We start from the raw sequence: 10962 nt of genomic DNA, 5'->3' as shown, positions 1-10962 counted from the left end.
TTTGAGCATTTCGACACGTACGCCCCCCCGCGTACGCCACGACTCTGTGAGCGGAAAAAGAGCGCTAACAACCCGTTGGCAATGTCGCTGGCAGCCCCCTCGATCGCACACTTTAAATGCCTCCATACGTGCTCAGCGGGAGCTTCGTACTGCCATTGACACCCGTGAAGCGGGAGGCTGAGCTTCAGAGCCGCCTTGCTCCCACTGGTTGCCGAGCAACACCACCTCCAGCACGACGGCGCCAGCACGCCTTCGTTTCGCTCCGCCACGGCGTGTGGGTTCTGAAACGGATAACGGTCTATCGAAAAGAACGTGTCGAAGCCGAAACGCACTATTTCCGATCTAGAAAGCGCGCGATCTTGACCACACGAAATCATATTCATACCATACCGTTCAGTTTAGTTTTAGTCGATCCGAATACTCAGGAACCTGTCATGCGCCCGATCCCATCTGCTATGCCCCCGTTTCTGGCCGCGCTTGCGGCAGCGTCTCTACTTGCTGCGTGCGGCAAGCCCCCCGGTGGCCCGCCCCCCGCAGAAGGCACGCCAACCATGGGCGTGATGACTGTGCAATCCCAGCGCGTGGCACTCAGTACAGAGTTGCCCGGCCGTACCGTTCCGTTTCTGATTGCAGATGTGCGTCCGCAGGTCAACGGCATCATCAAGGCACGCAAGTTCCGTGAAGGCAGCGACGTCAAGGCGGGCGAGCCGCTCTACCAGATCGACCCCGCCACTTACCAGGCCACTTACGACAGCAATGTGGCCGCGCTGGCGAAGGCGCAGGCCAACCTCAAGACCACGCGCCTGAAGGCCGAGCGCTACAAAGAGCTCGTGGCCATCCAGGCAGTGAGCCAGCAGGACTACGACGATGCCGCGGCCGCCCTGGCCCAGGGCGAAGCCGATGTGGCAGCCGCCCGCGCCAACGTAGAGACTAGTCGCATCAACCTGGCTTACGCCCGCGTGGATGCGCCCATTTCCGGGCGCATCGGTAAATCGAGCGTGACACCAGGCGCCTTGGTAACGGCCAACCAGACCACCGCGATGGCCACGATTCAGCAACTCGATCCCATCTACGTTGATGTGACGCAATCCAGCGCCGCACTGCTGCGCCTGAAGCAGGCCATGGCGCGAGGCGACCTCCAAAAGACGGGCGCCACTGCAGCTACAGTGCGGTTGCAGCTGGAAGACGGCAGCACCTATCCGCTGGAAGGCAAGCTCGAGTTTTCCGATGTCACGGTCGACCAGAACACCGGCTCGGTGACCCTGCGCGCCGTGTTCCCCAACCCGAATGCCGTGCTGCTCCCCGGCATGTACGTGCGTGCGGTGCTGGCCGAAGGCGTGAAGGATGAGGCAGTCCTCGTACCACAGCAGGCCGTAGGACGCGACAGCACAGGTAAGCCCTTCGCCTATGTGGTGGGAGCCGACCACAAGCTGCAGCGGCGTGCCTTGGAAACCGACCGCACCGTCGGCGACCAATGGCTCGTACGCACCGGCCTGCGCGCGGGCGATCAACTGGTGGTGGACGGTTTGCCGCGTGCCGTGCCTGGCGCGGAGGTCAAGACAACGCCGTGGACAACGAAGGCGCCTACGCCGGCGACCACCAAGCCGGCGACCGTGGCCGCCAACTGATTCAGGACACCACCATGGCACGCTTCTTTATCGACCGCCCCATCTTTGCGTGGGTGTTGGCCATCATCGTGATGCTGGCGGGTGCGTTGGCCATTGCCACGTTGCCCATCGCGCAGTATCCGAGCATCGCACCGCCGGCGTGTCGATCACGGCCACATACCCGGGCGCATCAGCCAAAACGCTGGAAGACACCGTCACCCAGATCATCGAGCAAAAGATGAAGGGGCTGGATCACCTCAGCTACATGGCGTCCACCAGCGAGTCTTCCGGCACCGCCACCATTACGCTGACGTTCGAAAACGGCACGGATCCGGATACCGCTCAGGTGCAAGTGCAGAACAAGCTCGCGCTGGCCACACCGCTGTTGCCGCAGGAGGTGCAACAGCAAGGTGTGCAGGTCGCCAAATCCGCCACAAACTTCCTGAACGTGCTTGCCTTCACTTCAGAAGACGGCAGCATGAACGGTTCCGACCTGTCCGACTATGTGGCCGCCAACGTGCAGGACGCCATCAGCCGGGTGGAGGGTGTGGGCGACACGACGCTGTTCGGCTCGCAGTACGCCATGCGCATCTGGCTGGACCCCAACAAGCTGTCCAACTTCAGCCTGACGCCGCTGGATGTAAAGAACGCCATCCAGGCGCAAAACGCGCAGATCTCTGCCGGCCAACTGGGTGCCATGCCGGCATCGGCAGGCCAGCAGATCAACGCAACCATCACCTCGCAAACGCGCCTCAAGACCGTAGATGAGTTCGGCAACATCCTGCTGCGCACGCAGACCGATGGCTCTCAGGTGCGCCTGCGCGACGTCGCGCGCATTGAGCTGGGAAGCGAGAGCTACAACACGGTCGGGCGCTACAACGGCAAGCCGGCCGCCGGCCTGGCGATCAAGCTGGCGACGGGCGCCAACGCACTCGATACCGTCAAGGCGGTCGACGCCCGCGTGGCCGAACTTGAGCGCTTCTTCCCGCCAGGCATGAAGGTGCAGAAGCCATACGACACCACGCCATTCGTCCGCATCTCGATCGAAGAGGTGGTGCGCACGCTGATTGAGGCCATCGTGCTGGTGTTCCTGGTGATGTACCTGTTCCTGCAGAACTTCCGCGCCACGGTGATCCCGACCATCGCAGTGCCGGTGGTGTTGCTTGGCACGTTTGGCGTGCTCGCTGCGTGCGGTTTCACCATCAACACGCTGACTATGTTTGCCATGGTGCTGGCCATCGGCCTGTTGGTCGACGATGCCATCGTGGTGGTGGAGAACGTCGAGCGTGTGATGAGTGAGGAAGGACTCTCACCCAAGGAGGCAACGCGCAAGTCGATGGGGCAGATCACGGGCGCGCTGGTCGGCGTTGCACTCGTGCTGGCCGCAGTGTTCGTACCGATGGCGTTCTTCAAGGGCTCGACCGGTGTGATCTACCGGCAGTTCTCGATCACCATCGTGTCGGCGATGACGCTGTCGGTGCTGGTCGCGCTGGTGCTCACCCCTGCCTTATGTGCCACCCTGCTCAAGCCCGTTGAGAAAGGCCACGTCCAGGCCACCACCGGCTTCTTCGGCTGGTTCAACCGGACCTTCGACCGCGGCAATCAGCGGTATCAGGGCATCGTGCGCCACATGCTGGGCAAGGGCTGGCGCTACATGATGATCTACGGCGTGTTGCTCGCGATGGTCGTGGTTGGCTTCATGAAGCTGCCCGTCGGCTTCCTGCCGGATGAGGACCAGGGCTCGCTGTTCGTCCTGGCGCAACTGCCGCCGGGCGCAACCAACGCGCGCACCGAAGACGTGCTGCGCCAAGTGGAACACCACTTCCTGGTTGACCAGAAAGAAGCGGTTTCAGGCGTGTTCTCCGTGGCGGGTTTCAGCTTTGCCGGCAGTGGCCAGAACATGGGCTTTGCCTTCGTCAAGCTGCGCCCGTGGAACGAGCGCAAGGGCGAGGCGCTCAGCGTCAACGGTGTCGTGGACAAGGCGTTCGGTTTCTTTGCCACGCTGCGCGATGCCCGGGTGTTCGCTTTTGCGCCGCCCGCCGTGGCAGAACTGGGCAACGCCACCGGCTTTGATCTGATGCTGCAAGACCGCGCAAACCTCGGCCACGACGCGCTGATGCAGGCGCGTAACCAGTTGCTAGGTACGCTATCCAAAGACCCACGCCTGGTAGCCGTACGCCCCAACGGGCAGGAAGACACGCCCGAGTTTCAACTGAAGATCGATGCCCACAAGGCCGAAACGCTCGGTGTTTCCATCTCCGACATCAACACGACCCTCGCCACAGCTTGGGGCAGTAGCTACGTGAACGACTTCATCGACCGGGGCCGTGTCAAGAAAGTCATGCTGCAAGCCGATGCGCCCTACCGCATGAACCCGGGCGATATCGATAAGTGGTACGTGCGCAATAGCGCCGGCACCATGGTCCCGTTCACGGCGTTCGCCAAGGTGGACTGGACGTCGGGTTCCCCGCGCCTGGAGCGCTACAACGGCGTGCCGTCCATGGAAATCCTGGGCATGGGCATGCCAAGCAAAGCCTCCAGCGGCGAAGCGCTGGCCATCGTCGAAGATGCCGTCGCAAAACTGCCGGCCGGCATCGGCTATTCGTGGACGGGTCTGTCGATGCAAGAGAAGGCCTCCACTGGGCAAACCACCCTGCTTTATACGCTGTCGATTCTCATCGTGTTCCTGTGTCTGGCCGCGCTGTACGAAAGCTGGGCGATCCCCTTCTCGGTGATCATGGTGGTGCCACTGGGCGTGTTCGGTGCGCTGCTGGGTGCCGTGCTCACCTGGAAGATGAACGACGTGTATTTCCAGGTTGGCCTGCTGACCACCATCGGACTGGCGTGCAAGAACGCCATCCTCATCGTTGAATTCGCCAAGGAGCTCAACGAGCACGGCAGGAGCCTGGTCGATGCCGCTATCGCCGCTGTGCGCATGCGCCTGAGGCCGATTCTGATGACATCCCTAGCGTTCATCCTCGGTGTGGTGCCAATGGTGACGGGCACGGGTGCCGGTGCTGGTGCACAGCACGCGCTCGGTGTCGCCGTCATCGGCGGCATGTTGTCCGGCACAGTGCTTGCCATCTTTTTCGTGCCGCTGTTCTTTGTGCTGGTGCGGGGACTGTTCAAGGGCGGCTCGGCTACGGCGCCAGCGCATGCCCAACCGGCCGACGCCGCTGCCTCGTAAGGACGTTCGAGATGATCCGCTTTCCGTTTTCCTCCACGCTGCTCCCGTTGGCTGCCATGCTGACTAGCTGCACGCTGATGCCGGCCTACCAACAGCCGGCGTCCCCTGTGCCCGCCGCCTTTGCCGATGTCGCCAGTGCAACGCCTTCTGCAGACAACCCCGACGACAAGACTGCCTCGCCGGTAGCCCAGATCGGCTGGCGCCAAGTCTTTACCGATCCACAGCTGCAACGGGTCATTGAGCTGTCCTTGGCGAATAACCGGGATCTGCGCGTCGCTGTGCTCAATATCGAGAAAGCCCGCGCGCAGTATCGTGTGCAGGACGCTGCGCTCTTTCCTTCCGTCAAGGCCAGTGGCAGCGAGAGTGCCAGCCGTACACCTGCCGATCTCTCTGGCATCGGACAGCCGCTGGTGGCACACAGCTACAGCGCCACGTTGGGTTTCAGCGCCTACGAGCTGGACTTCTTTGGGCGCGTACGCAGCCTCAGCGCGCAGGCGCTGGAGCAGTACCTTTCCACCGCAGAGGCGCGTCGCAGCAGCCAGATCAGCCTGATTGCGGAGGTCGCCACCGCGTATCTGACCCTTGCCGCAGACCAGGACCAGCTCAAGTTAGCGCAGGACACCCTTGCCAGCCAAAGCAACACTTACCAGCTCAACCAGCGCAGTTATGAACTGGGCACCGTGTCCAAGCTGACGCTGCGCCAGTCGCAGACAAGCGTGGACAGCGCTCGCGTGGACGTAGAGCGCTATACGGCTCAGGTCGAGCAGGACCGCAACGCACTGGTGCTGCTGGTGGGTGCCGATGTGCCCGTGGAGTTGCTGCCGACATCGCTGCCCGATGCATCGGCGGCTGCCGGCAGCGTACTGGCCACCATTCCGCCCGGCTTGTCGTCTGACCTGCTGCAGCGACGGCCTGACATCCTGCAGGCCGAGCATGACTTGAAGGCAGCCAATGCAAACATCGGTGCTGCACGGGCGGCGTTCTTCCCCAGCATCAGTCTCACAGCATCGGCAGGCACTTCCAGCGCCAGCCTGGGAAGCCTGTTCAAGGCAGGCTCGGGAGCGTGGAGCTTCGGGCCGCAGATCTCGTTGCCCATCTTTGACGGCGGAGCCAATCGCGCCAATCTGGACATCGCCAAGACAAACCGCGACATTGCTGTGGCGCAGTACGAGAAGGCCATCCAGACTGCCTTCCGCGAAGTGTCCGATGCGCTGGCGCAGCGCAGCACGCTGGGCCGGCAGCTCGATGCGCAGCAATCGCTGGTAGACGCCACAGCGGAGAGCTACGTCCTTGCCACCGCACGCTTCAAGCGCGGCGTCGACAGTTACCTCAACGTGTTGGATGCCCAGCGCTCGCTCTATACGGCGCAGCAAAACTTGATCAGCACACGGCTGTCGCGCTTCACCAACCTGGCTACGTTCTATAAGACACTTGGCGGCGGCTGGGTAGAGAACACCGGTACACCCGCATCGGCTGCAACCACAACGCCACGGGCCTCAGGCGTCTGAGGCATCGCATCGATGGTGAGACGAACTGTGGCTGGCGCAGCGCAGACCCGCCAGCGCGTGATCGATGCCGCCATTGCGGTGTTCTGCCAGCACGGTGTCCATGCCACCACCCTGGAAGATGTTGCGGTGCGAGCGGGCGTCACACGCGGAGCGGTGTACGGGCATTTCCGCGGCAAGCCGGCGCTTGTGGCAGCCGTCCTTGTTGGCCTGCGCTGGCCGTTGGACCCCGGCGACCGTCTGTGGGGCTATGCCGTGCATCCGCGGCCCTTGCAGCACCTTCATGCACAACTGCTTGCACAGTTGACGCAATCCGCGCGGGACAGCAGGCAGTGGCCAGTGTTGCGCCTTGTCCTGCGGCAACCGGATTGCGCCCCCTGGCCTCAGCCAGCGATCGACCACATCGCTCGCATCAAGGCGCGCGCCATCGCAAACCTAGACTACGTGATGCGCGCCGCATGCAGGCGCAATCAACTCCGTGCCGACATGACACCGGAGGCAGCCGCACGCTGCCTGCATGCCGTTGGCATCGGACTGTTGTGGGACCACGCCGGCGCGGTTGCCGATGGCGAGCACATTGATATCCAGCCATGTCTGCAGGCGTTCTTTGACGGCATAGAGAACACCCATCAGACCGCGCCTGGGGAAGCCGGCTGACGCTGGTCTTTGCATCATTGCGGCGTGGTCGATGGCATACACTCTCGTTTTCGCTGCGGTGATGCGGCACAGGATCAGGAAAACATGCATGCGCAAAAAGACAGAAGAGAAACGGCAAGCCATTGTTGACGCCGCTTTTCGCGTGTTCATGGAGGTCGGTTTCGATCAGGCCTCGATGTCAGATATCGCGGCCCGCTCGGGCGCATCCAAGGCGACGCTGTACAACTATTTCAGCTCAAAAGAAGAGATGTTCGCGGAGATCATGAGTGGCACCGCCGCCGACGAGATTCGCGACGCCTTTGCGCAGTTGAAAGCGACTGGTCCGATCGCCGACACGCTTATCGTGTTTGGCGAGCACTACCTGAATGCGATCTTACAGCCGTCCATTCTTGCGATCCGCCGTCTGGCCATCGGCGAAGGCAATCGATCCGACCTGGGGTGCGCCTTCTATGAACGCGGCCCCAAGATCGGCTGGGGTATGTTGACCGAGTTCATCGCCGAGGCCATGGAAGCCGGCAAGCTAAAGCGTGCCAACCCGGACGTCGCCGCAGCGCATCTACATGCTCTGTATGAGGCGGAATGCGTGGAACTGTGCCTGTTCGGCATGCCTGTGGACATCAGCCGCGCCCGCATATCGGAGATCATCGCGCGTGCAGTCGAGGTGTTCATGGCGGCATATGGAACCGCCAAATCCGGAACCAGGGCCAAACGAGGGCGGTCGGCACAAACCAAAGAAAGACGCACTCTGGCCGATTGAATCGCCCTGCCCTAAGAGACGGTTTCAAAACGCCCGAAAGGGGCTGTTTTCAACAATGAAGGCGGGCTGCGCGTCGTAGCGCGCTTGCAATGCCGGGGTCACGTCGTCCCAGCGCTCGAGTGCATCGATGAGCGACCGGGCAATGTGGGCGACATCCACCGCGTGGTGCAGGTCAAGCGACACGAGTACCAGTCGGCCGTCGGTCGCCGTATGCGCAAGCGTGGCGAATTTCATGCTTCCTCCGCCTGCCGCGCCTGCAATGCCTGGGCGATGGACGGCTCATAAGCTCCGTCGATCAGCACAAACAGCATTCGGCAGGGCCGGTTGAAGCGGTTGGCCCTTTTTTTGCATTGACGCCCTTTATAGATCAATGGGTTGGCAGCACCCTCTCCCACGGACTTTATTTTGTGGATCAGGCCAAAACACGCGACACCGCGCCCTTGCCCCTCCGGGCAAGCGTGCACTCGTCAATGCGCCGCTTGAACTCGCCCGGTGAGTTGCGGCCATGTCATCTCTGTTCGCATCGTGGCACGCGCAGCTTGCGCTACCCGGTGTGACTGAGCGCATTCCGCATGCGGTCTACCAAGCCCGCTTCGAAGTCATGCGATACGTCGTCATTTGCCGGAATGACGGCCATGACCTTCGGCGGGCAAGTTCCATCCGGTGGACGATGCCAGCTCGATGGCTTGCTGGATGTTTTTGCCTCGGAAGCCGGCGCGCTCGATAAAGCGCCTGAAGAGTCCTGGCGCTTTCGCGATGAGGGTATTTCGCTTGGGCACGACCACCATGTCCGCGCGCTGCTCGATGCCGGCCACAATGTCGCGCACGACGGATTCGCGCGAAACCATTTTCCAAAGGCCTTTGTCATTTCCGCCCCACAAGGCACGGCCCGCCGGATCGGCCACGACGTCGTCCATCATCGGTGTGGGGAAAAAGGTCGGATGCACGCTGCCGACGCCGACTCCCAGGTGCTGCAACTCCAGCCGCACGCTATCGCACAGGGCCCAAACGCCTGCCTTGCTGGCGGTGTAGGAGGCTTGGAGCGGCGAATGGACGAAGGCAGCCATCGACGAAATACCCATGAGGTAGCCCTGCCGCTTCTGCACGTAGGGCAGCCCGGCGCGGAAGGTGCGCCAGACGCCGTTGAGGTTGACGTCGATGACGCGTTCGAATGCCTCCGGGTTGAGCGTAGCCATGGGCGCCACGGTGTCGATGCCTGCGTTGGCGATGACCACGTCGATATTGCCGAAATGCGCCGCGGCTTCCGCCATGGCTGCCTCCAGGCTCTCCATGCTGCGCACGTTGGTGGCCCAGCCGCGGGCTCGGGAGACATCGCCCAAGGTCTTTGCTTGCGCCTCGACCTGGGCCAGGTCCAGGTCGAACAATGCGAGGCGGGCGCCCTTGGCGCGCAACGCCGCCGCAAGCGCGGATCCCAAGCCGCCAGTGGAGCCGGTGATGGCCACGACTCGATCGGTCAAATCATATTTCGGCATGGTTTATCCGTGCTTTGATTCCGCCTCGAGTTCCTGGATCAGGGCGTGCATTTCTCTGTGTCGACTCAGCATGGCATCGGTCAATACACCGAAGACCCCGCGCAAGAGCGAGAACGGAACCCACCGCCACGGCGCATAGATGCGCGGCCGGCGGCATTGCAGACCTTTCGCGATTGCACGTGCTACCTGCTCGGGAGGAATGGCCCGACGCAGCGACCCTGGAAATCCGACCTCATTCATCTTTGTCACGGTTGCGTTTCCGCCGAAGGCCACCTTGGCGATGGCTGTCGCCGTCCAACCGGGGTAAACGACGCTGGCCGTTGCGCCGGTATATGCGAACTCCGCTCTCAGGCAGCGCGTGAGCATTTCCACCCCTGCCTTCGACGCGGCATAAGGTGCATTCGCCATGCCATTGACAAAGGCGTATGCGGATGACGTGACAAGGACTTGGCCCTTGTTGCGAATGATCTCGGGCAGCGCCGCGCGAACCGTGCGCCAGACGCCAAGCAAATCCACTTCTACGATTTTTTCGAACTCGGCCTCGTCGCAATTGGCAATGGTCGAGGCACCGCTACGCCACGAAATGCCAGCGTTGGCAAAAACCACATCGAGGCGCTCGAAGCGTTGGATCGTCTGCTGGACGACAGCCTTCGCCGCCGCGGCGTTGGTGACGTCAAGCGCCACAGGTAGCACGCGGGATGGGGTGAACTCTTCTGCAAGTTTGTCCACCGCGGTTTGCTGCATATCGGTCAGCACCAAGCTCGCACCACGGGCATAGAGCTCACGTGCGGTCGCGGCGCCGATGCCGCCCGCCGCACCGGTGATCAGCACCACCTTGTCGTTCAAGTCGTAAGTCATCATGTGGTCTCCTTTTTCGACATGGCTCGTCCTTTTACGGGGACATGGCGCTTGAGAAAATCGAGCTGGTCAGCCACCACCCGTTCGAAGGCTTCGCCGACGTAGATGTCGAAATGGCCAGCCCGATACAGACGGACTTCGCCGCGCGGCGCCTTTTTGGCATAGCGCCGGGTTGGGCCGGCGGGCGCGACGGAGTCGGTCTCGCAGATGCAGAACAGAATCGGGCAGGACACCTTTGCCGCGCGCGGCCGGGACGGTACCGCAGGATGTTCAGCGCGAAGCGCGCTGCGACGTGGTTGCGGAAGGACACTCCGCTCGGCACCAGGGCCAGATAGCCGCCATGGGCGTCGGGCGCGGTCATGAGCGCAGCGGAATGTGGTGGGCCGGACGTGGCCACCATCAAAGGCGTCATGCCGACCAGGCCGCGCAGCATGTCGACCATGGCCATCGCCGTCACTTTGAAGCTGCTGCGCAAATCCATCGCAAGGGCCGAGGCGATGCCGTCAGTGAAAGGACATTGAGCAATGGCCGCCGCCACATTCTGGTCGCGCGCGGCGGAGGCAATGACATGGCCGCCGCCGAAGGACGTACCCCACAGGACGATCTTGCTGCGCATCAGGCTGGGCTGCAGCCGTGCAAAGGCGATTGCACTGGACCAGTCTTCCAGCTGTTGGCCGATGTCCAGCAACTGCCGGGGGGCCCCCTCGCTCGCCCCGAAATTGCGGTAGTCGAAGACCAGGCATGCATAGCCGGCGTCGGAAAAGCGTTCGGCAAAGGCATCCAGGCGCATCTCTTTGACGCCGCCCAGGCCGTGGGCCATGACGATGACGGGGAACGGCCCATTCCCCTCAGGTTCATAAAGCCAGCCCCGGCACCGCTCTCCTCGCTGGCCAGAAGA

General features: G+C 62.5%; 8 protein-coding genes and 1 pseudogene. 5 read left to right on the top strand and 4 right to left on the bottom strand.

Translation table 11 applies throughout. The annotated features are described in order from the left end of the window. The first annotated feature begins 434 nt into the window (after nt 1–434). The 5 genes and pseudogenes from FUT88_RS11610 to FUT88_RS11590 all read left to right on the top strand — a co-directional run bounded on the left by FUT88_RS11610 (nt 435) and on the right by FUT88_RS11590 (nt 7713). Nucleotides 435–1628 carry an efflux RND transporter periplasmic adaptor subunit gene (locus FUT88_RS11610; RefSeq protein ID WP_147215222.1) on the top strand — a complete coding sequence of 398 codons (1194 nt, stop codon included), beginning with the start codon at nt 435–437 and terminating at the stop codon, nt 1626–1628. Between the two features lie 14 nt (nt 1629–1642). Next, a pseudogene (locus tag FUT88_RS11605) lies at nt 1643–4794 on the top strand (efflux RND transporter permease subunit). Between the two features lie 11 nt (nt 4795–4805). Continuing rightward, entirely contained in the window at nt 4806–6302 is a 1497-nt protein-coding gene (gene adeC, locus FUT88_RS11600; protein ID WP_147215220.1) for an AdeC/AdeK/OprM family multidrug efflux complex outer membrane factor, read from the top strand. A 57-nt stretch (nt 6303–6359) separates the two neighbouring features. Then, entirely contained in the window at nt 6360–6956 is a 597-nt protein-coding gene (locus tag FUT88_RS11595) for a TetR family transcriptional regulator (protein ID WP_261797117.1), read from the top strand. Between the two features lie 88 nt (nt 6957–7044). Then, on the top strand, nt 7045–7713 hold the full coding sequence (locus FUT88_RS11590) for a TetR/AcrR family transcriptional regulator (RefSeq protein WP_147215216.1): 669 nt from the start codon (nt 7045–7047) through the stop codon (nt 7711–7713). A 24-nt stretch (nt 7714–7737) separates the two neighbouring features. Here FUT88_RS11590 and FUT88_RS11585 read toward each other — a convergent pair whose 3' ends face one another. The 4 genes from FUT88_RS11585 to FUT88_RS11565 form a co-directional block, all read right to left on the bottom strand. Beyond that, nucleotides 7738–7947 carry a hypothetical protein gene (locus FUT88_RS11585; RefSeq protein ID WP_147215214.1) on the bottom strand — a complete coding sequence of 70 codons (210 nt, stop codon included), beginning with the start codon at nt 7945–7947 and terminating at the stop codon, nt 7738–7740. Between the two features lie 380 nt (nt 7948–8327). Further along, a complete protein-coding gene (locus tag FUT88_RS11575; RefSeq protein ID WP_147215212.1) occupies nt 8328–9206 on the bottom strand; it encodes an SDR family NAD(P)-dependent oxidoreductase in 879 nt (292 codons plus the stop codon). A gap of 3 nt (nt 9207–9209) precedes the next feature. After that, nucleotides 9210–10067 (bottom strand): SDR family NAD(P)-dependent oxidoreductase, encoded by an 858-nt coding sequence (locus tag FUT88_RS11570; protein ID WP_261797116.1) that lies wholly within the window; start codon nt 10065–10067, stop codon nt 9210–9212. 31 nt (nt 10068–10098) lie between these two features. After that, complete coding sequence (locus tag FUT88_RS11565; protein ID WP_261797115.1) at nt 10099–10884, bottom strand: alpha/beta hydrolase; 786 nt, start codon at nt 10882–10884, stop codon at nt 10099–10101. Nucleotides 10885–10962: the final 78 nt, after the last annotated feature.

The sequence above is a fragment of the Ralstonia sp. TCR112 genome (assembly GCF_007997035.1).
Lineage (GTDB): Bacteria > Pseudomonadota > Gammaproteobacteria > Burkholderiales > Burkholderiaceae > Ralstonia > Ralstonia edaphi.
Note: the sequence above shows the minus strand (reverse complement) of the source record. Positions and strands in the feature narration are given on the sequence as shown.

Coding starts and splice junctions, on each gene's coding strand:
- FUT88_RS11570 (WP_261797116.1), bottom strand. CDS start 10,067: ATGATGACTTACGACTTGAACGACAAGGTGGTGCTGATCACCGGTGCG.
- FUT88_RS11565 (WP_261797115.1), bottom strand. CDS start 10,884: ATGGCCCACGGCCTGGGCGGCGTCAAAGAGATGCGCCTGGATGCCTTT.
- FUT88_RS11590 (WP_147215216.1), top strand. CDS start 7,045: ATGCGCAAAAAGACAGAAGAGAAACGGCAAGCCATTGTTGACGCCGCT.
- FUT88_RS11610 (WP_147215222.1), top strand. CDS start 435: ATGCGCCCGATCCCATCTGCTATGCCCCCGTTTCTGGCCGCGCTTGCG.
- FUT88_RS11585 (WP_147215214.1), bottom strand. CDS start 7,947: ATGAAATTCGCCACGCTTGCGCATACGGCGACCGACGGCCGACTGGTA.
- FUT88_RS11575 (WP_147215212.1), bottom strand. CDS start 9,206: ATGCCGAAATATGATTTGACCGATCGAGTCGTGGCCATCACCGGCTCC.
- adeC (WP_147215220.1), top strand. CDS start 4,806: ATGATCCGCTTTCCGTTTTCCTCCACGCTGCTCCCGTTGGCTGCCATG.